We start from the raw sequence: 20,677 nt of genomic DNA, 5'->3' as shown, positions 1-20,677 counted from the left end.
GCGTTTATACGAAAGAGGAGTTTCCCATGGCGTCCGCGCCGAAGGACAAGACCGGCAAAAGCAGCACGAGCCGCATCGACCAGCAAATGATCCGCGATCTCGCGGAACTGCTGAACGAGACCGGACTGACCGAGATCGAGTGGAGCGAAGGTCCGCTGAAGGTCCGTGTCACCAAGGCCGGCGCGCCGGTCTATGCCGCCGCCGCGCCGGCCGGCTACGCCGCGCCCGCCCCTGCGGCGGGCGGCAATGCCCCGGCCGCGGCGGCAGCCGCTGATGCCGGCGACGCGGCCAACCATCCCGGCGCCGTGAAATCGCCGATGGTCGGCACCGTCTATGTCGCACCCGAGCCGGGCGCCGCGCCCTTCGTCAAGCTCGGCGACACCGTCAATGCCGGCCAGACGCTGCTGATCGTCGAGGCAATGAAGACGATGAATCCGATCACGGCGCCGAAGGGCGGAAAGATCACGAGAATTCTGGTCGAGAACCAGCAGCCGGTCGAATTCGGCCAGCCGCTGCTGATCATCGAATAACGGATCAGGCGTTCAATGTTTGACAAGGTGCTCATCGCCAACCGCGGCGAGATTGCGCTTCGCATCCACCGGGCCTGCCGCGAGATGGGGATCCGCACCGTCGCCGTGCATTCCACCGCGGATGCCGAGGCGATGCATGTGCGCATTGCCGATGAATCCGTCTGCATCGGCCCGCCGCCCTCGGGGCAGAGCTATCTCAACATTCCCGCCATCATCGCGGCCGCCGAAATTACCGGCGCCGATGCGATCCATCCCGGCTACGGCTTCCTGTCGGAAAACGCGAAGTTCGCCGAGATCGTCGAGGCCCACGGCATCGTCTTCATCGGACCGACCTCCGAACACATCAAGATGATGGGCGACAAGATCACGGCCAAGGAAGTGGCGAAGTCGCTCGGCCTTCCCGTGGTGCCCGGTTCCGAAGGCGCCATCGAGGATGAGGCACAGGGGCTGAAACTGGCCAACGAGATGGGCTACCCGGTGCTGATCAAGGCAACCGCCGGCGGCGGCGGCCGCGGCATGAAGGTGGTGCGCTCGCCGGCCGAATTCGGTCCCGCCCTGGCCCAGGCCAGGAATGAGGCGCGCAACGCCTTCGGCAACGATTCCGTCTATGTCGAGAAATATCTCGCCCGGCCGCGCCACATCGAGGTGCAGATCTTCGGCGACAGCCATGGCAATGCCGTGCATCTGGGCGAGCGTGACTGTTCGCTGCAGCGCCGCCACCAGAAAGTGCTGGAAGAGGCACGCTCGCCGGCCATCAACGATGCCGAACGCCGGCAGATCGGCGACCTTGCGGCGAAGGCGATCTCCAAGCTCGGCTATCGCGGCGCAGGCACGATCGAGTTCCTCTACGAGAACGGCCAGTTCTATTTCATCGAGATGAATACCCGCCTGCAGGTGGAGCATCCGGTGACCGAGATGATCACCGGGCTCGATCTGGTGCGCGAGCAGCTGCGCATCGCCAATGGCGCGCCGCTCGGCTACACCCAGGATGACATCAAGTTCAGCGGGCATGCGATCGAGTGCCGCATCAATGCCGAGAACCCGCGCACCTTTGCGCCCTCGCCCGGCCGCGTCACCGATTACCATGTTCCTGGCGGCCTCGGCGTGCGCGTCGATTCAGCGCTCTACACCGGCTACCAGGTGCCGCCGCATTACGACAGCCTGATCGGCAAGCTGATCGTGCACGGTACCAGCCGCAACGAATGTCTGATGCGCCTGCGCCGCGCGCTGGAGGAATATGTCATCGGCGGACTGGAGACGACCATTCCGCTGCATCTGGCGCTGATCAACGAACCCGATTTCGTGAACGGCGCCTACGACATCCACTGGCTGGAAGAATTCATCGCCCGCCAGAACTAGGCCTCCCGGCATCGGAGCGTTCCGGGCTAAGCTCTCGTCATGGTCAGCCCGCGCCCGGAACCCCTGACGCCCGAACTGCTGCTGCAGGCCTATGCCCGCGGCTATTTCCCGATGGCCGACAGCGCCGAGGACCCGGGGTATTTCTGGGTCTATCCGCAGCGCCGCGGCATCATTCCGCTGGACGGCTTCCACCTGCCGCGCAAGCTGGCGCGCGTCGTGCGGTCGGGACGATTCCGCGTCAGCGTGGATGAGGATTTTCCCGCGGTGATCGCGGCCTGCGCCGAACCCGGGCCGCATCCGCAGCGGCGCAATACCTGGATCAATGTCATCATCCGTGATGCCTATACCGAGCTGCATCGTCTGGGCTTCGCCCACAGCGTCGAATGCCGCGATGAGAGCGGCGCACTGGTCGGCGGCCTCTACGGCGTGCGGCTTGGCGCGGCCTTCTTCGGCGAGAGCATGTTCAGCCGCGCCACCGATGCCTCGAAAGTCGCGCTGGTGCATCTGGTCGGGCGACTGAAGGCGGGCGGCTTCTGCCTGCTCGATTCGCAGTTCATCACGCCGCATCTGATGCAGTTCGGCGCGATCGAGATTGCGCGCGAGCGCTATCTGGAGCTGCTGTTCGACGCGCTGCCGCGCAGCGCCGACTTCTACTGCCTGCCGCGGGAATCGCCGCCCGACGTCATCCTGCAGTCGATCACCCAGACGTCATAGACCGGATGCTCGAACGGGTTGAGGCCGGGACTGGAGGCGAACATCCAGCCGCGGAAGCGCTCGACCGCCTCCTGGTCCGGGCGCTGCTCGACGATCTGCAGATAGGCGGCGCTTTCCGGCGGATATTCCGGCGGACGCTTGCGGCAGGCATTCACGGTGACTTTCAGGGTGCCGAAGCCGATGGTCTGGTCGACCGGCGCTTCGAAGGTGTAGGTCCGCGCCGTGATCTTGTCCAAACCCTGCAGCACCGCGATGGGCATCGGCGTCGAGGGATATTCCGGCACATTCTCCGGCACCACCGTCTGCGCCGCAGCCGCGCCGGATGCGCAGACGATCAGGCCGGCAAGGAGAAGACCACGCATGCCGGTCACGATGCGCTTACTTGGGCAGGGGCGAAAGTTCGTTTTGCGGGGCAGCGCCCTCGCCGGCCTTGGCGTCGTTGCCGCCGCCGGTGGCGCTGAAGATTGCCTGGCCGATCAGGTCCATGAGGTTGACCGACCCCTGCGTGTATCTGATCTCTTCGCCGGGCTTCAGCATCCGATCGCTGCCGCCGGGCTCGACCGAGAGATAATTGCCGCCGAGCAGGCCCTCGGAGGCGATCTTCACCGCGGTATCCTCGGGCAGCTGGTAGCGCTCGTCGACGGTGAAGGCGACGATGGCCGCATAGGTCTGCGGATCGAGGCTCTGCCGCGTGATGGTGCCGATCTTGATGCCGGACAGCCGCACGTCGCCGCCGATCACCAGACCATCCGCCCGGTTGAAGCGCGCCTGCAGCTCATAGCCGCCCAGACCGCTGCCGACCCCGGCCGCCGTGTACGCAAAGGCCAGGAAGAACAGCGCCACCGCCAGGACGACGGCACCGATCAGCGTTTCAACCAGATTGCTGTTCATGCCAGCCTCTTTGCAATCGCCTGCCGACCCGGATCACTCCGGACGCCAGGCCTCGTAATCGCCGGTGGCCGGCGGACGCTGGCCGGCTTTCGCCATGCTGCCCTGCGGCCGGTAGGCGTAGGGCGTGCCGCTGAGATTGGGCAGATGCTCCTTCTGCCAGGCCTTGCGCTCGACGCCGTTCACGGGCGCGTCGTCGATCGTGTAATGCAGCCAGGCATGCCATTCCGGCGGCACCTTCGAGGCCTCCGGGGCGCCGTTATAGATGACCCAGCGCTTGCGACCGCCCTTCTCGCGGAAATAGCGGTTGCCGAACTGGTCCTTGCCGACGGGCTCGCCCTTCCACCAGGTGTAGAGCTTGGTGCCGATGAGACTCATGGATGCTTACCTCGACCGGGAATCCGGCTGAAAAACCCGGCCGGACTATGGCATTTCCGCCCCTTCCCCGGCAAGTCTCCCATGCGCCGCACAATCCGGCCTAACGCCCCGTAATCAGGGCGATTTCCTGGGCGAATTCACGCTGCAGCTCGCGCCGCGCGTTGGCTTCGAACTTGGGATACTTGGCGGCGGCGGCCTGCAGGGCGGGATTGTCCTTCGGCAGATCCTCGGGGCGGAGGATGTCGCCCCCTTTCACGCCGCCCTTCTGACTCACGCCCAGCACCGCCCGGGTCAGCACGGTATTGAGCAGCCGCTGCCCCTCGCCGCTGGCGAAATAGGCGTCCAGCGCCTCGATTTCTTCCCTGGTGTAGCTGGCCGCGGCGGCGTTGACCGTGGCGCTGCGGAAGCGCGGCCCCGCCATCGGCGCGCGCTCGCGCAGGGTGGCGGCCTTGCTCTGCTGCTCCGGCGTCTGGGTGGGCAGGAAATTCACGTAAAGCTGGACGATGGCGTCCACCCGCTGCTCGAGGCCGATGGTGGTCATCAGCCGGTCGGCCGCCTGGCGAGTCGGGGATTGCGGCTGGCCCTGAACCGGGAGGCTCAGCAGGAGAAGAAAAAAGACGAAGCCCGGACCGGGAAAGCGGCGCATCGGCGAATCCTGACAAACTCAACGATTCATTCTGATACCAGGATTGTGGCGAAAGCCTGTCAACCGGTCCTCTGCCTAGGGCTGGTAGATTTCCTGTTTGACCCCCTCCCGGCCGATACCCTAGATTTAGCCCCGTTGCGGCAGAATGGCGCTAGATATTGGGTTCCCAACCCGTCTTATCCGCCTTTTACAGACCACAACATCTTGATTTTTAGGCAAGTTTTTCGGGGCGGCGAGGAGACGGATCGATGCGTATTCAGCGGTATTTCACCACGGCTGGCAAGGATGCCTATGCGGGTCTCGAATGGAAGACCACCAGCAGTGAAATCCGCAATCCCGACGGCAGCACGGTCTTCAAGCTGGACCAGCTGGAGGTGCCCGCCTCCTGGTCGCAGGTCGCCGCCGACGTGCTGGCGCAGAAGTATTTCCGCCGTGCCGGCGTCCCGGTCGCCCTGAAGGCGGTGCCGGAAGAAGACGTGCCGGAATTCCTGTGGCGCCGCGAGGCCGACACGGAAGCGCTGGAGGCCCTGCCCGAAAAGGACCGCACCACCCAGGAAATGAGCGGCCGCGAGGTCTTCGACCGTCTCGCCGGCACCTGGGCCTACTGGGGCTGGAAGGGCGGCTACTTCGATTCGGAGGACGATGCCCGCGCCTATTTCGACGAAATGCGCTTCATGCTGGCGGCGCAGATCGCGGCTCCGAACTCGCCGCAGTGGTTCAACACCGGCCTGCACTGGGCCTACGGCATCGACGGTCCCGCCCAGGGCCATTTCTACGTCGATTTCAAGACCGGCCAGCTGACCAAGTCGGCCTCGGCTTACGAGCATCCGCAGCCGCATGCCTGCTTCATCCAGTCGGTGCAGGACGACCTCGTCAACGAGGGCGGCATCATGGACCTCTGGGTGCGCGAGGCGCGCCTGTTCAAATACGGCTCGGGCACCGGCAGCAACTTCTCGCGCCTGCGCGGAGAGAACGAGAAGCTGGCGGGCGGCGGCAGGTCGTCGGGCCTGATGAGCTTCCTGAAGATCGGCGACCGGGCCGCCGGCGCGATCAAGTCGGGCGGCACCACGCGGCGCGCCGCCAAGATGGTGATCTGCGACATCGATCACCCGGACATCGAGCAGTTCATCGACTGGAAGGTCATCGAGGAGCAGAAGGTTGCGGCCCTCGTCGCCGGCTCCAAGCTGGCGCAGAAGCACCTCAACGCCATCATGGCGGCCTGCCAGCTGGGCAGCGGTGACGACCGCTTCGATCCGAAGAAGAACGTGCAGCTGCGCCGCGAGATCGTCGCCGCGCGCAAGTCGATGATCCCCGAGAACTACATCCAGCGGGTCATCCAGTTCGCCAGGCAGGGCTACACGGAAATCGAATTCCCGGCCTATGACACCGACTGGGATTCGGAAGCCTATCTCTCCGTATCGGGCCAGAATTCGAACAACTCGGTGCGCGTGTCGGATGCCTTCCTGAGCGCGGTCGAGAATGACGGCGACTGGGAGCTGATCCGCCGCGTCGACGGCACGGTGGCCAAGAAGGTCAGGGCGCGCGACCTCTGGGACCGCATCGGCTACGCCGCCTGGGCGTCGGCCGATCCCGGCATCCAGTTCGATACCAGCATCAACGACTGGCATACCTGTCCGGCGGACGGCCGCATCAACGCGTCCAATCCGTGCTCGGAATACATGTTCCTCGACGACACGGCCTGCAACCTCGCCTCGCTGAACCTGATGTGCTTCCGCAAGGCCGACGGCCGTTTCGACGTCGAGAGCTTTGCCCATGCCGTGCGGCTGTGGACCATCACGCTGGAAATCAGCGTGCTGATGGCGCAGTTCCCAAGCCGCGAGATCGCCGAACTCTCCTACAAGTTCCGCACCCTGGGCCTGGGCTACGCCAATCTCGGCGCGCTGCTGATGTCCTGCGGCCTGCCCTACGATTCCGATGCCGGCCGCGCTCTGTGCGGCGCCATCACCGCGCTGATGACCGGCGTGTCCTATGCCACCTCGGCCGAAATGGCCGGTGAGCTGGGGGCCTTCCCCGGCTATGCGCCGAATGCCGAGAACATGCTGCGGGTGATCCGCAACCATCGCCGCGCCGCCCAGGGCGACCACTTCGGCTATGAGGGTGTCGCCACTGCGCCCGTGCCGCTGGATCATGCCAGCTGCCCCGACACCGCGCTGCTCGCTGCGGCCGAACAGGCCTGGGACCGGGCGCTGGAACTGGGCCAGCAGCACGGCTTCCGCAACGCGCAGGTCAGCGTGATCGCGCCGACCGGCACGATCGGCCTCGTGATGGATTGCGACACCACCGGCATCGAGCCGGATTTCGCGCTGGTGAAGTTCAAGAAGCTGGCCGGCGGCGGCTACTTCAAGATCATCAACCGCACCGTGCCGCTGGCGCTGAAGACGCTGGGCTACGGCGAATCCGAGATCAGGGACATCGTCGACTATGCCGTCGGCCATGGCACGCTGAACGGCGCGCCGGGCGTCAATCACGAGACGCTGAAGGCCAAGGGCTTCACCGACGAGGCGATTGCCAAGGCGGAAAAGGGCCTGCGCGGCGCCTTCGACATCAAGTTCGTGCTGAACCGCTGGACCCTGGGCGCCGATTTCTGCAAGAGCCTCGGCTTCACCGATGCGCAGCTGGATGATCCGGGCTTCGACCTGCTCACCGCGCTCGGCTTCTCGCCGGCCGAAATCGCCGCGGCCAATCTCTACTGCTGCGGCGCCATGACCCTGGAAGGCGCGCCGCATCTGCGGGACGCACATCTGCCGGTCTTCGACTGCGCCAATCCCTGCGGCAAGGACGGCACCCGCTTCCTGTCGGCGGAAGCCCATATCCGCATGATGGCGGCGGCGCAGCCCTTCATCACCGGCGCCATCTCCAAGACGATCAACATGCCGAACCTGGCAACCGTGGAGGACTGCAAGCAGGCCTACATGCTGTCCTGGAAGCTGGGCTGCAAGGCGATCGCGCTGTATCGCGACGGCTCGAAGCTGTCGCAGCCGCTGCAGACCCAGGTGCTGGAAGACGACAGCGCCGACGAGGCGGTGGCCGAACAGGTGGCCGAGGCCCCGGCGGCGGCGCGGGCGCAGATCGTCGCCGAGCGCATCGTCGAGAAGATCATCGCCGGCCGCCAGAAGCTGCCGCTGCGGCGCAAGGGCTATACCCAGAAGGCGATCGTCGGCGGGCACAAGGTTTACCTGCGCACCGGCGAATATGACGATGGCAAGCTGGGCGAGATCTTCATCGACATGCACAAGGAGGGCGCCGCCTTCCGCAGCCTGATGAACAACTTCGCCATCGCCATCTCCATCGGCCTGCAGTATGGCGTGCCGCTGGAGGAATATGTCGACGCCTTCACCTTCACCCGGTTCGAGCCCTCGGGCATGGTGGAGGGCAACGACGTGATCAAGATGGCGACCTCGATCCTCGATTACGTCTTCCGCGAGCTGGCGGTCAGCTATCTCGGCCGCACGGATCTTGCCCATGTGCAGCCGGATGACCTGCGCCACGACGCGCTGGGCGCGAAGGCGGCGCCGATGAAGCAGGAGGCTCCGACGGAAGCGATCAAGGTGGCCTCCACCGGCTATATCCGCTCGAACCTCTACGTGCTGAAGGGCGGCCAGAGTCGCGAGGCGACGGCGCAGCTGCAGGCAACCGGCACCGATGGTTACGCCAGCAGTGCGGTGATGAGCGTGACCAGCGAAACCGCCGTGACCGTGAGCGCCCAGAGCCGCGTCATGGAACGGATCGCCGAGGCCCGCATGAAGGGCTACGAAGGCGATGCCTGTCCCGAATGCGGCAACTTCACCCTGGTGCGCAACGGCACCTGCCTGAAATGCGACAGCTGCGGCTCCACGACCGGCTGCAGCTGACCGCCTGACCGTTCTCTCCTCCGGAGAAAGCCCCGGCGCCCAGAAATGGCGTCGGGGTTTTTATTTGCGGCAGCCCGCCCGGCTAGGCCGCGGCGTCGTCCCGCGCCAGCGTCGCCTGCACCTGGCGATCCAGATGCGCCACCAGTTCCGGCGGCAGGTCGAGCCTGGCCACCAGCGCCTCGAGCCAGGCCTTCTCGGCGGGATGGTCGGGATCGATCGCCAGCCGCGAGGCCAGATAGAGCTCCGCCCCCTGCTCGGGCAACTGCGCCGCCCTGGCCACCTCGTCGAGCGAAACCGGCTGGGCCAGCAGGTCGAAGACGAAGCCCTTCGCTTCGGCATCCATGCCCATGTTGCTGATCTCGGTGAACAGCCGCCCCTGCTCCACGGCATCCATATGGCCGTCGGCCTTGGCGGCGGCGATCATCGCGCGCACCAGCGCCAGCTCGAAGGGCTCACCGGAGGCCGCCGGCGCCGCCGAGGGTAAATACTGCGGCTCGACATTGCTGATTTCCGCCTCGCTGGCCACCGGCGCCGTTGCCGGTTTCTGGCCTTCCTGCCAGTTGCGGAAGGCGCGGTAAGCCAGCAGGCCGAGCGCGGCCGCCCCGCCATAGGTGACCAGGCTACCCGCCATCCTGCGGCCCTTCTTGCTGCCGATCAGCATGGCCAGCAGGCCGCCGGCGGCGAGCTTCTGTCCGCCGCTCATGCCGCCGAGGCTGCTTCTGGCAAGCTCACCCAGACTGCCAAGATCAAAACCCTGACCGCCTGCCCCTTCACGATCCCGACCGCCCGGGTCGAAAGGGCGACCGCCGGGATTGCCGCCGAGGAACTGGTTGAGCAGGGTTTTCGCATCGAACATGGCCGGGATCGCCTCCTGGTATGCGGGACGTGTCACATCGCCATGCAGCAACGCGGAGGTAAGCCTGCGCGTTCCTCTCTCTTCGTATTGTCCTGACAACTCCGGCCGCAATATGCCGGCCGTGGAGACCGGAGCGTCGTGGCTAGCCCTGCCCGAAGGCCAGTTTGAGCGCCACGCCCATTTCCGCCAGTGCCTGGTTCGCCTGCGGCATCACCTTACCCATGGTGATGAAGCCGTGGATCTGGCCTTCGAATTCGCGCAGGACAACGGAAACGTCGGCCGCCTTCAGGGCCATTGCATAGGCCTCGCCTTCGTCGCGCAGCGGGTCATGGCCGGCGATCAGCACATAGGCCGGCGGCAGGCCGGCCAGGCTTTTCGCCTTGAGCGGCGAGGCACGCCAGTCGTCGCGGTCGTCGGGGCCGTTCAGATACTGCTCCTGGAACCAGTCCATGCTGCTGCGCGTCAGCAGATGGCCCTCGCCGAACCTGCGGTGCGACTCCGTATCCATATGCATGTCGGTCGCCGGATAGATCAGCAGCTGATAGGCAATCTTCGGCGCGTCTTCCACGTCGCGCGCCAGCAGGCTGACCACGGCGGCCAGATTCCCGCCGGCGGAATCGCCACCCACGGCGACCCGGCGCGGATCGATGCGCAGTGTCTTCGCCTCGTCCACGACCCATTTCACCGCCGCGTAGGCATCGTCGATGGCGATGGGGAACTTGTATTCCGGCCCCATGCGGTAATCGACCGACACGACCGCACAGCGGCCCTCATTGCTCAGCGTACGGCAGACCACGTCATGGGTATCGAGATCGCCGATCACCCAGCCGCCGCCATGATAGAAGACGAGGACAGGCAGAACCTCCTTCTTCTCCACCTCGGCCGGCCGGTAATAGCGCAGCGGAATGGGACCATGCGGGCCGGGCGCCGCGATATTGTCGACCTCCGACACTTCGGGCGGTTCGGGCGTCACCGCGCTGCGCGTCTGCTTGTAGAGCTTGCGCGCTTCCTTGGGTGTCATGGTGGAATAGTCCGGCCGGTTGGCCAGCTTCACGGCGTCGAGGAACGCTTTCGCTTCTTGGTCCAGCATGGAGGCGTCTTTTCTCTTTCTCAGCCCAGGGCGGGAAACAGACCTTTCAACCCGTTGGCAAAGATTTGAACAGCCAGCGCGGCAAGCAGCAAGCCGAAAATACGGTTCAGGATGTTCAGCCCGGTCTGTCCGAGCCGCCGCCCGATCCGTTCGGCCGCCTTCAGGATCAGCCATACCGACAGGCAGATCAGCGCCAGCACGCCGACGCTGACGCTTTTATGCAGCAGCGTGCCGCCCCGCTCCATATGGATGATGGTGGCGGAAATCGCACCGGGGCCGACCAGCAGCGGCATGGCAATCGGCACCACGCCGACAGCGTCACGGTCGGTCGCCTCCGCCTCTTCCTCCGGCGTCTGCTGCTGCGGGCTCAGCCTGGCGTTGAGCATGCTGAGCGCCATTAAAAGCAGGACGATGCTGCCGCCGACCTGGAAGGCCGGCAGGCTGGCGCCGATCAGCCGCAGGATGAAGTCGCCGGAAAAGCTGGCGACGACCAGACCGGCGAACACTGCCAGCGCCGCCGTGCGCGCGGTCGCCGCCCGGTAGGCGCGCGACCGGCCGTTTGTCAGCATCAGGAAGAGCGGAATCGCCGCGAAAGGGTCGAGAATGAAGAACAGCGTTGCGGCGAAGCGGACGTATTCGACGATATCGAGCATGACCGCTTCGCCCGCAGGCTAGCCCTTCTTTTCCGCGTCCGGCGCAACCACGCGGATATGCAGTTCGCGCAGCTGCTTCATGGTCACTTCGCTGGGCGCCTGCATCATCAGGTCCTGGGCCTGCTGGTTCATCGGGAACAGCACGACCTCGCGGATATTCGGCTCGTCCGCCAGCAGCATGACGATGCGGTCGATGCCCGGCGCGATGCCGCCGTGCGGCGGCGCGCCGTACTTGAACGCATTCAGCATGCCGCCGAACTTGCCTTCCACGACTTCCGGACCGTACCCGGCAATCTCGAAGGCGCGGTACATGATCTCGGGGCGATGGTTACGGATGGCGCCCGAGGAAAGCTCCACACCGTTGCAGACGATGTCGTACTGATAGGCGAGGATATCCAGCGGATCCCTGGTGTTCAGCGCCTCCAGCCCGCCCTGCGGCATGGAGAAGGGATTGTGGCTGAAATCGATCTTCTTCTCGTCCTCATTATACTCGAACATCGGGAAGTCGACGATCCAGCAGAACTTGAAGACGTTCTTCTCGCAGATATCCAGCTCGTCGCCGATGCGGATGCGGGCCTGGCCGGCCAGCTTGGCGGCGGCCGCCTCCTTGTCGCAGGCGAAGAAGATGGCATCGCCGTCCCTGACGTTGCCGAGCTCCTTCAGCTTCGCGATGCGGTCGGCGTCGAGGAACTTGGCGATCGGGCCTTTCGCCTCGCCGTTGTCGAAAATGATGTAGCCGAGGCCCGCCGCCCCTTCCTGGCGCGCCCAGTCGTTCATCTTGTCGAAGAAGCTGCGCGGACGGGTTGCTGCGCCCGGCGCCGGAATGCCGCGCACCACGGCGCCGTTCTCGATGTTACGGGCAAAGACGCCGAAGCCGGAACCGCGGAACACCTCGGTCACGTCGGCGAGGATGATCGGGTTGCGCAGATCCGGCTTGTCGGAGCCGTATTTCAGCATCGCCTCGCGATAGGGGATGCGGGGAAAATCCACGCTGCCGCAGTCGCGGCCATTGGCGAATTCCTCGAACACGCCGTGGATCACCGGAGCGACGGCGTTGAAGACGTCCTCCTGCTCGACGAAGCTCATCTCGATATCGAGCTGGTAGAATTCGCCCGGGCTGCGGTCCTTGCGGGCATCCTCGTCGCGGAAACAGGGCGCGATCTGGAAGTAGCGATCGAAGCCCGAAACCATGATGAGCTGCTTGAACTGCTGCGGCGCCTGCGGCAGCGCGTAGAACTTGCCCGGATGCAGGCGGCTCGGCACCAGGAAGTCGCGCGCGCCTTCCGGCGACGACGCCGTCAGGATCGGCGTCTGGAATTCCATGAAGCCCTGGTCCGTCATGCGGCGGCGGATCGAGGAGATCACCTTGGAGCGCAGGACGATGTTGTTGTGCAGACGCTCGCGGCGCAGGTCGAGAAAGCGGTATTTGAGCCGGATCTCTTCCGGATATTCCTGCTCGCCGAAGACCGGCATCGGCAGCTCCTGCGCCTCGCCGAGCACCTCGATGGAGGATGCCACCACCTCGATCTCGCCGGTCGGCAGGTTCGGGTTCACCGTTTCCGGGGTGCGGGCCACCACCTTGCCGCTGATGCTGACAACGTATTCTGACCGCAGGCTTTCCATCTGCCTGAAGGCATCCGAACCGCTCTCCGCGACGCACTGCGTGATGCCGTAATGGTCGCGCAGGTCGATGAAGAGCAGGTTGCCGTGGTCGCGCTTGCGGTGGACCCAGCCGGCAAGCTTGACCTCCGCGCCGACGGCGTCGGACCGCAATTGACCACAGGTATGCGTACGGTAACGGGACATGACGGGCCTTCAGAATTGATCTGGCGGAATCACCGGAAAAATCCGGTGAAAATCGAGGCCGAACAGGCCCTTTCGACCGCGGAAAGTCAAGACCGAGCATAGGGGAAAATCGGCGCCCGCGGTAGCCTGCGGGGATTGGGCCGGGGCGGCGGTCATGCTAATAGCCCCACCATGAACGCCGACCCCACCCCGATCACCCAAACCGAAGACCTCGCCCGTTTCTGCGCCTCCCTGGCCTCGGCGGCCTATATCACCGTCGATACCGAGTTCATGCGCGAAACCACCTACTGGCCGAAGGTCTGCCTGATCCAGATCGCCGGCCCGGACGAGGCCCGGGTGATCGACCCGCTGGCCGAGGGCCTGTCGCTGGCCCCCCTCTTCGACCTGCTCCGCAACCGGCAGGTGCTCAAGGTGTTCCACGCCGCCCGGCAGGATCTGGAAATCTTCACCAAGCTGATGGGGGAAGTCCCCGCGCCGCTGTTCGACAGCCAGGTCGCCGCCATGGTCTGCGGCTTCGGCGACCAGGTCTCCTACGAGCAGCTGGCCTCCCGCCTGGCCGGGGCCCAGATCGACAAGTCGTCGCGCTTCACCGACTGGGCCCGCCGGCCGCTGACCGAGAAGCAGATCCGCTATGCGCTCTCCGACGTCACGCATCTGCGCAAGATCTACGACAAGCTCTCCGCGCGCCTGCAGAAGACCGGCCGCAGCGACTGGGTCGCCGAGGAGATGAACCTGCTGGCCGACCCGGCCACCTACGAACTGCCGCCGGAGAACATGTGGCGCCGGCTGAAGCCGCGCACCACCAAGCCGGAATATCTCGCCGTCCTGCAGGCGGCGGCCGCCTGGCGCGAGATCGAGGCGCGCAACCGCGACATCCCGCGCCAGCGCATCCTCCGCGACGAGACGCTGATGGAGATCGCCGCCCATCCGCCGAAGACAGCCGACGATCTGGAACGGATGCGCGGTGTCTCGAAGGGCTTCGCGGAAGGCAAGATGGGGGCAAGCCTGCTGGCGGCGATCGCGGCGAAGCTCGCCAGTCCGCGCGAGACCTGGCCGGTGCTGGAGCGCGAGCCGGAGCCGCCGCGCGGCATCGGCCCGCTCGTCGAGCTGCTGAAAGTCCTGCTCAAGATGAAGTGCGACGACCACGACGTCGCCCAGAAGCTGGTCGCCTCCTCCTCCGACCTCGACAAGATCGCTGCCGACGACAACGCCGATGTGCCGGCCCTGCAGGGCTGGCGGCGCGAGGTTTTCGGTGAGGATGCCCTGCGTCTGAAGCACGGCGAGCTGGCGCTGGCCGCCGAGGGATCGCGCATCAAGCTCGTGAAGCTGAAAGGCTGAGCGTCAGCGCTTCAGCACGCGCACCTCGCTGCTGCGCCCCAGCGCCTTGCCCAGCGCCTCCGTCCTGCGCTGGACCGCCTCGCCGTCCAGCACGGCATGCCGCGCCGGCAGTTCGAGCAGGATACCGTTGCCGTTCGGCCGCAATCTGCAGTCGCTCAGGATGCCCGGCACGCCGGCGGACAGGGTCTGCGCCAGACGGAGCGCCAGACCGACGCGCTGCGCATACTCGATCTCCTCGCCGTTCAGCAGCTGCGTGGCGGGAGCGGCAACCGGGTCGCTGGCGCCTCCGGTGTAGCGGACGAACAGCATCAGCGCGAGCAGCGCGCGCTCGTTCTGCAGGATGTTGCCGAAGGGCGCATGCAGGATCGCACCCAGCGAATCCTCGCCGCGGTATTCGGGGTGCACGCGCCAGGCCATGTCGGACAGGATCGCCGCCGCCAGCCGGATGCGCTGGCGCGCCGGCGGGTCGCGTTCGAAGATCGGCGCAATGAAGCGGTCGATCTCGGCGCCATGCTCGCCGAAACGGCTTTCGCGGCTGGCCATATGCCGGCAGAAGGCCAGCAGCGGATCTTCCGCCCGCTGCTGCTCGGCAAGCAGGGCATAGGCCAGGCCCTCGCGTAGACCGTTGGCGGAGAAGACCACATCCTTCGGCTCCATCGCCTTCAGGACCCGGCGCATCACCAGGGCGGCAAGCGGCAGCACTTCCTGGCGGCGGCGCGGCACGCCCTGGGTTCGCAACAGCGATTCCTTGCTCTGCTTGGCCAGCAGCCGGCTGAAGTCGTTCGCCTCGGCCCGGCTCAGCGTGTACTGGTGGATGATCTGCAGCGGCGACTGCTTCTGCGCCATATGCACGCGGGCAATGGCGCGCCATGACCCGCCGACGGCATAGAGCGATGTGCCCTTCCATTTCTTCAGCCAGCCGACTGTGGCGAGCTGCTCGTCGATATATTTTTTAATGGCGCCGTAGGAGCCGAGACTGGGAATGCGCAACGGCCCGAGCGGCAGGGTGACCCTGTCGCCCAGTTCGTCGCCGTTGATCGCCACCAGTTCGAGGCTGCCGCCGCCGAGGTCGCCCATCACGCCGCGAGCCTCGGGAATGCCCGACAGCACGCCGAAAGCCGAATAGGTTGCCTCCTCGATGCCGCTGAGGATGCGGACCTTCTCGCCGGTATCGCGCTCGATCTGCCTGACGAAGGCCGCGCCGTTGCTGGCCTCGCGCACCGCCGCGGTCGCCACGATCTGCAGGCCTTTGACCTTCATGTGCCGCGCAAGCGCCACGAAACGCCGGATCGCCGTCAGGGCCTGCTCCGCGCCACGGGAATCCAGCGCTCCGGTCTCGCTGAGGCCGCGCCCGAGCCCGCAGAGAACCTTTTCATTGAACATCGGGGTCGGAAGCCGCAGCGGTTCGTCGAACACGACGAGACGGACCGAGTTCGATCCGACATCGATCACGCCGAAAGGCAGGAGGGCTGGAACAGCGGAGGTTTTCGCGAGCGGCTGGACGGCCATCCTATCCTGTCTTCAGTTGCAGGCGCGGAATCTCTTCCGGCTTCTTCAAAGCCTTGCCGCGTCCGGACAGGCTGGGGTTGGTCATGAAATAGGTATGCGCGCTGAAGGCGTCCGCCCTGTCGGATGCGCGCACGTATTTGTCCTCGGTGCCGAGATACCAGCTCTGCGCCTCGTCCTTCAGGTTTGCGACCATGATCTGGTCGAGAATCTGCTCGTGCACGGTCGGGTTCTCGATCGGAATCAGCACCTCGACGCGGCGGTCGAAATTGCGTGGCATCCAGTCGGCCGACGAAATGAAGACCTTCGCCTTGGGCGACGGCAGCCCCTTTCCTGCCCCGAAACAGACGATGCGCGAATGCTCGAGGAAGCGGCCGATCAGGCTCTTGACCCGGATATTCTCGGACAGGCCCTTCACGCCCGGGCGCAGGCAGCAGATGCCACGCACCACGAGATCGATCTGCACGCCTGCCATGCTGGCCTGATACAGGGCGTCGATAACCACCTGGTCCACCAGGCTGTTCATCTTGGCCCAGATCGCCGCCGGCCGCCCGGCCTCGGCATGGCGGATCTCTTCGTTGATCAGCTCCAGAAGCCGCGGCCGCAGAGAATACGGCGAAATCGCCAGCTTCTTCAGATTCTCCGGCGCGGCATAGCCGGTAAGGAAATTGAACAGATAGGTGGCATCATGGCAGAGGTCTGGATCGTCGGTGAAGAAGCTCAGATCGGTGTACACCCGCGCGGTGTAGGGATGATAATTGCCTGTGCCGAAATGCGCATAGGTATGAAGCTGGCCGCCCTCGCGACGCACCACGAGCGAAATCTTGGCATGCGTCTTCAGCTCGATGAAGCCATAGACCACCTGCACGCCGACACGCTCCATGTCGCGCGCCCATTTGATGTTGGCCGCCTCGTCGAAGCGCGCCTTGAGTTCGACCAGGGCAGTGACCGACTTTCCGGCTTCCGCCGCCTCGATCAGGGCGCGCACGATCGGGCTGTCATCCGACGTGCGGTACAGGGTCTGCTTGATCGCGACGACATGGGGATCGGCAGCCGCCTGGCGCAGGAACTGCACCACCACGTCGAAACTCTCATAGGGATGGTGAACGACAATGTCCTTGTGCCGGATCGCGGCGAAGCAGTCGCCGCCGAAATCACGGATGCGCTCGGGAAAGCGCGGATTGAAGGGCGGAAACTTCCATTCCGGCTTGTCGTCGACGATCAGCTTCTTGATATCGGCCAGGCCCAGCAGGCCTTCCACGCCGATCACCGTCTGCGGCGGCACTTCCAGTTCCTCGCAGACGAATTTGCGCAGCTGGTCGGGCATGTCGGCATTGATCTTGAGCCGGATCACCGTGCCGCGGCGGCGGCGCTTGAGCGCCGTCTCGAACAGCCGAACCAGATCCTCCGCCTCTTCCTCGATCTCGATGTCGCTGTCGCGCGTGATGCGGAACAGCCCGGCGCCGAGGATCTCGTAGCCCGGAAACAGCTTGTTGAGAAACAGGCCGACCAGGTTCTCCAGCGTCAGGAAGCGGATCTCCTCACCGGGCAGGCGCACGAAGCGTTCGACCTGGCTCGGCAAGGGCAGCAGCGCGTTCAGGCTGCGGCCGTCACGAACCCGCCGCATCTGCATCACCATCGCGAAACCTAGATTGGGAATAAACGGGAAGGGATGCGCCGGATCGATGGCAAGCGGCGTCAGGACGGGAAAGACATGGCTGAGGAAGTAGTCCTCCAGCCAGCGGCGGTCGTCGGGCGTGAGCTGGCCCGGTTCCAGCACATGGATACCGGCTTCCGCCAGTTCCCGGCTCAGGCCGCGCCAGCATTCCTGCTGCCGCTTCATCAGGTCGGCCGCGGCTTCACTGATCACGGCCAGCTGCTGCGCCGGGGTCAGGCCGTCCTGGCTCGGCTCCTCGATGCCGGCCTTGACCTGGCCATGCAGGCCGGCCACCCGCACCATGAAGAATTCGTCGAGGTTGTTTGCCGAGATCGACAGGAAACGCACCCGTTCGAGCAGCGGATAGCGCTTGTTGTTGGCCTCCTCCATCACGCGGAGATTGAAGGCCAGCCAGGAAAGTTCGCGGTTGATGAAGCGCTCGCGGGCGCTGAGCGTCACCGGCGGCCCCTGTACCGTAACCGGTGCCATGGCCGCAGCGGCCGCGGCCGCCTCGGTCGCGCCCGTCACCATCCCGGGACTCTGGAGATTGTCCGCCACTTGCTGCATATCGGATGCCTCTGTCGTGATCGGCGCCCGCCCGGGCTCAAGCTGCCGGCCGACGCTTCGGGTATAGGTCTAACCATGCTTTATGTCAAAGCGGCGACGGACCTCCATCCCCGCATCGGGAGGTGCTAACCCCTTGGTTCGCCTGTGGCTTTTACGGCACGCCAAGTCCGCCTGGGACGATCCCGGCCTGGACGACTTCGCCCGCCCCCTGAGCCCGCGGGGCTGGAAGGCCTGCCGCCGCATCGCCCGCCACATGGCGCAGCGGGGCATCCGGCCCGACCTGGTCCTGTGCTCCCCCGCTACCCGCACCCGGCAGACCCTGGAACGACTGCAGAAGCATCTGGGCGAGGACTGGACGGTCCGCTTCGAGCCGCAGCTCTATCTGGCCGATCCTGCCACCCTGCTGGCCCTGGTGCGCACGGTGCCGGCCGCCTGCCGCGAATTGCTGCTGATCGGCCATAACCCGGGCCTGGAGGATTTCGCCCGGGACCTCACCGGCACCGCGGCCGGGGATGCCCTGAGCCGGATGCGGACGAAGTACCCGACCGGAGCGCTGGCCGAGATCACCTTTCCGGCCGCCGACTGGGCGCAGGCGGGACCCGGAGCGGGCTGCCTCGCCAGCTTCGTCACGCCGGCACAGTTGAAGGATGAGTGACCTGGGGCGACCTAGTTGCTGCTGCAGGGAAGCGGCATCTGCAGCAGCCTCGGCCAGGCTTCCTCCCAGCCACGGGCATGATCGGCCTGCACGCTGACGACGGCCGCGCAGGGCCCCGCCGCGCGGGCAAAACGCGTCACAATGGTTCCGGGTACGATCCGGTCGCCGGTGCCGGTGAAATGGAGCTGCGGCAGACGGGCGAGCCGCGGCGCCAGGGCCGCCACGTCGATGGCAGCGGGAAGCGGCGTGACGCTGTGGAAACGGTTGACCGCGGCCGGATCGAGATTGCCGGCAACGCTGCGCAGGCTGGCCACGTCGCCGCGCCTGGCCGCCAGCGCGGCGGCCATTGCCGCCCCGCCTGAATAGCCGACCAGATGCAGCCGCTGGCCCGGCTGCTTCAGCTGGTCCAGAGCACGATCCAGCGCCGCGACCGCTGGCTCGTCGAACTGCCGTTCGGTCCAGACCGGGATGCTGCAGCGTGAATCGTCCACTCCATACATGCAGGGCCGCGCCAGATAGATGACATTGGCGGCAGTATCGCGAGACGCGAGGGCGAGGCCGACGGGATTGAGCGGTGTCGGATCGCGCGAGGGGCGATGACGATCCAGCCAGGCCAGCCCGTCGCCTTCGATGTAAACGGTTGCGGGCTGCTCCGGCGCGGCAAGCCGACGCCACGCCTGAATGCGATGGATGCCGGTCTCGATGCTGACCGGCTGGAGCCCCGCTCCCGTTGCCAGCCGGTCGGCCACGGCCCGGCGGTCGCCCGCGCAGCCCGCCAGCCAGAGGCCGGCGAGCAGCATGATGCAGACCGTCAGCGGGTTTCGCATCGATCGAACCTAGCGAAGACAGCCCTACAGTTACAGCGCCAGCTTTGCCCGGCCGCTGAAGGTATGGTCCCGTGCATCCCGCGCCAGGCTGCCGCCATAGCCGAGGGTGAAGGTCAGTCCGTCGCCCATGTCGATCACGTCGATCCCGAGACCGATTTCCAGACTGTCGCGCGCCATTTCGACACCCGTCACCGAGAAGCGCGATTCCGGCAGCAGCGCGAACGACGCATCCATCGTCGGGGCGTTGCCGGCAAACTGATGCGCCCAGCCCAGGCTGACGATCGGCAGCAGCCGCGTTTCCTTCCCGACCTGTATGTCGAACTCGAAAGCCGCTCCGAGCCGGCTGACGAAGCTGTCACGCGTCATCGCGTGATAGGTCAGGTTTGCGGCGCCGGCGCCGGTTTCGGTCCAGGCATCCTGCCAGTAACGCTGCGTGGTAACGCCGGCAAAGGGACGCATGACGGCATCGAACCCGGCGCTGCGGGCGATCTGGACCGGCGTGCTGACCTGCAGGCCCGCCCCAAGACTCCAGCCGTCGTTCTCGCCGCTTGCCGTGCTGGTCGCCGTGCCGATGACGATGTTGCGGCTCTGCTCGGCATAATGGCGGCCACCCATGAGCGTACCGTCAAAGCGGATACCCCAGTCCTCCAGCCGGCCATACAGGCCCAGGAAGCCGGCCTTGGAACTGGCATTGCCCCCATCGTCGTCGATATCGGTACGGCTGCCGACATAGCCGAAGGATATGCCGGCGGTGATGCGCTCGGGCTCGACGCCGAAATCCAGACCGCCGGCAAAGCCGCCCGTACGGCTGTTCGAGCCGGCGACACCCTTCTTCGCATCCACGGAGCCGAAACCGCCAAGCACGCTGACCCAGGCGCCGTGATCGCCGCCCGGGGCGCGATCGCCGGTGGCGATGCCGCTGCGCCGGCCATTGTCGGCCGTATCGCCCGAGGGGCCGAACCGCACCGGTGCGCTTGCGCCCGGCATGGCGGCATTGTGGTTCAGGACCGTTGAAACCACCGACGAGGCCGCACTGGTCGGGATCGCCGCCATGGTCGTCGTGGTCTGCCCCGAGAGCGAGGTCAGCGCCGCTGCCTTCTGCGGCGCCGGCAGGGCATCCAGAACCGTGATCAGGTTGCTCAGCTGCGCATTCCCGCGCGCCGCATCCAGCACGTCGGCCGCGGCCGTACCGCTGCTTGTGGTCGCCGCCGGCACCAGCTTTTGGGATTGCGAGGCCTTCAGCTTGATGCTGGTGCCGTCATACAGCACGGCATCCGCAATGCTGTCGCCGCCGGCCAGGATCGCGGTGTCGAACTGTCCGGTCAGGCTGCTGCC

18 protein-coding genes are annotated in these 20,677 nt (G+C 65.9%); 6 read left to right on the top strand and 12 right to left on the bottom strand.

What is annotated here, in order from left to right; genetic code table 11:
- Positions 1–26 precede the first annotated feature (26 nt).
- Genes accB through aat form a run of 3 tightly spaced genes read left to right on the top strand, consistent with a single transcriptional unit; the run spans position 27 to position 2,603 of the window.
- Positions 27–530: an acetyl-CoA carboxylase biotin carboxyl carrier protein gene (gene accB / locus VKZ87_RS17315; protein WP_324222524.1), complete on the top strand. Its 504-nt coding sequence runs from the start codon at positions 27–29 to the stop codon at positions 528–530.
- A 15-nt stretch (positions 531–545) separates the two neighbouring features.
- Positions 546–1,889 (top strand): acetyl-CoA carboxylase biotin carboxylase subunit, encoded by a 1,344-nt coding sequence (accC, locus tag VKZ87_RS17310; RefSeq protein WP_324222523.1) that lies wholly within the window; start codon positions 546–548, stop codon positions 1,887–1,889.
- 39 nt (positions 1,890–1,928) lie between these two features.
- Positions 1,929–2,603, top strand: a complete 675-nt coding sequence (gene aat / locus VKZ87_RS17305) for a leucyl/phenylalanyl-tRNA--protein transferase (RefSeq protein WP_324222522.1) — start codon at positions 1,929–1,931, stop codon at positions 2,601–2,603.
- Here the strand turns inward: aat and VKZ87_RS17300 are convergent.
- The 4 genes from VKZ87_RS17300 to VKZ87_RS17285 all read right to left on the bottom strand — a co-directional run bounded on the left by VKZ87_RS17300 (position 2,540) and on the right by VKZ87_RS17285 (position 4,515).
- Positions 2,540–2,965 (bottom strand): DUF2155 domain-containing protein, encoded by a 426-nt coding sequence (locus tag VKZ87_RS17300; RefSeq protein ID WP_324222521.1) that lies wholly within the window; start codon positions 2,963–2,965, stop codon positions 2,540–2,542. The two genes, aat and VKZ87_RS17300, sit on opposite strands and share 64 nt — an antisense overlap.
- A 16-nt stretch (positions 2,966–2,981) precedes the next feature.
- The gene (gene mlaD / locus VKZ87_RS17295; protein WP_324222520.1) at positions 2,982–3,494 is read right to left on the bottom strand and encodes an outer membrane lipid asymmetry maintenance protein MlaD; all 513 of its coding nucleotides are present in this window, start codon (positions 3,492–3,494) and stop codon (positions 2,982–2,984) included.
- A 33-nt stretch (positions 3,495–3,527) separates the two neighbouring features.
- On the bottom strand, positions 3,528–3,869 hold the full coding sequence (locus VKZ87_RS17290; RefSeq protein ID WP_324222519.1) for an NADH:ubiquinone oxidoreductase subunit NDUFA12: 342 nt from the start codon (positions 3,867–3,869) through the stop codon (positions 3,528–3,530).
- Between the two features lie 100 nt (positions 3,870–3,969).
- Positions 3,970–4,515: a hypothetical protein gene (locus VKZ87_RS17285; RefSeq protein WP_324222518.1), complete on the bottom strand. Its 546-nt coding sequence runs from the start codon at positions 4,513–4,515 to the stop codon at positions 3,970–3,972.
- A 248-nt stretch (positions 4,516–4,763) separates the two neighbouring features.
- On the opposite strand from VKZ87_RS17285, the gene VKZ87_RS17280 reads away from it, so the two are divergent.
- On the top strand, positions 4,764–8,387 hold the full coding sequence (locus VKZ87_RS17280; protein ID WP_324222517.1) for a vitamin B12-dependent ribonucleotide reductase: 3,624 nt from the start codon (positions 4,764–4,766) through the stop codon (positions 8,385–8,387).
- 82 nt (positions 8,388–8,469) lie between these two features.
- Here the strand turns inward: VKZ87_RS17280 and VKZ87_RS17275 are convergent, their stop codons facing one another.
- From VKZ87_RS17275 to aspS, 4 genes are all read right to left on the bottom strand, one after another.
- Positions 8,470–9,279: a tellurite resistance TerB family protein gene (locus VKZ87_RS17275; protein WP_324222516.1), complete on the bottom strand. Its 810-nt coding sequence runs from the start codon at positions 9,277–9,279 to the stop codon at positions 8,470–8,472.
- Positions 9,280–9,385: 106 nt separating this feature from the next.
- Entirely contained in the window at positions 9,386–10,333 is a 948-nt protein-coding gene (locus tag VKZ87_RS17270; protein WP_324222515.1) for an alpha/beta hydrolase, read from the bottom strand.
- A 20-nt stretch (positions 10,334–10,353) separates the two neighbouring features.
- Complete coding sequence (locus VKZ87_RS17265) at positions 10,354–10,986, bottom strand: MarC family protein (protein ID WP_324222514.1); 633 nt, start codon at positions 10,984–10,986, stop codon at positions 10,354–10,356.
- Positions 10,987–11,004: 18 nt separating this feature from the next.
- On the bottom strand, positions 11,005–12,792 hold the full coding sequence (aspS, locus tag VKZ87_RS17260) for an aspartate--tRNA ligase (RefSeq protein WP_324222513.1): 1,788 nt from the start codon (positions 12,790–12,792) through the stop codon (positions 11,005–11,007).
- Positions 12,793–12,963: 171 nt separating this feature from the next.
- Here aspS and rnd point away from each other — a divergent pair, with 171 nt between their 5' ends.
- Positions 12,964–14,130 carry a ribonuclease D gene (gene rnd / locus VKZ87_RS17255; protein ID WP_324222512.1) on the top strand — a complete coding sequence of 389 codons (1,167 nt, stop codon included), beginning with the start codon at positions 12,964–12,966 and terminating at the stop codon, positions 14,128–14,130.
- Between the two features lie 3 nt (positions 14,131–14,133).
- On the opposite strand, the gene VKZ87_RS17250 is transcribed toward rnd, so the two are convergent.
- A complete protein-coding gene (locus tag VKZ87_RS17250; RefSeq protein ID WP_324222511.1) occupies positions 14,134–15,639 on the bottom strand; it encodes a Ppx/GppA family phosphatase in 1,506 nt (501 codons plus the stop codon).
- A gap of 1 nt (position 15,640) precedes the next feature.
- Positions 15,641–17,782, bottom strand: a complete 2,142-nt coding sequence (locus VKZ87_RS17245) for an RNA degradosome polyphosphate kinase (RefSeq protein WP_324222577.1) — start codon at positions 17,780–17,782, stop codon at positions 15,641–15,643.
- A 211-nt stretch (positions 17,783–17,993) separates the two neighbouring features.
- Between VKZ87_RS17245 and VKZ87_RS17240 the strand changes: the two genes are divergently transcribed.
- Positions 17,994–18,515, top strand: a complete 522-nt coding sequence (locus VKZ87_RS17240) for a histidine phosphatase family protein (RefSeq protein WP_324222510.1) — start codon at positions 17,994–17,996, stop codon at positions 18,513–18,515.
- A gap of 11 nt (positions 18,516–18,526) precedes the next feature.
- Here VKZ87_RS17240 and VKZ87_RS17235 read toward each other — a convergent pair whose 3' ends face one another.
- Together VKZ87_RS17235 and VKZ87_RS17230 are read right to left on the bottom strand one after the other, a co-directional pair.
- Positions 18,527–19,342, bottom strand: a complete 816-nt coding sequence (locus VKZ87_RS17235; protein ID WP_324222509.1) for an alpha/beta hydrolase — start codon at positions 19,340–19,342, stop codon at positions 18,527–18,529.
- Between the two features lie 30 nt (positions 19,343–19,372).
- The coding region (locus VKZ87_RS17230; protein ID WP_324222508.1) for an autotransporter outer membrane beta-barrel domain-containing protein at positions 19,373–20,677 on the bottom strand (1,305 nt) is incomplete at its 5' end.

This window comes from Ferrovibrio sp. (genome assembly GCF_035304305.1).
Taxonomy (GTDB): Bacteria; Pseudomonadota; Alphaproteobacteria; order Ferrovibrionales; family Ferrovibrionaceae; genus Ferrovibrio.
The sequence above is the reverse complement of the archived record's forward strand: the minus strand, read 5'-3'. Positions and strand labels throughout refer to the sequence as shown.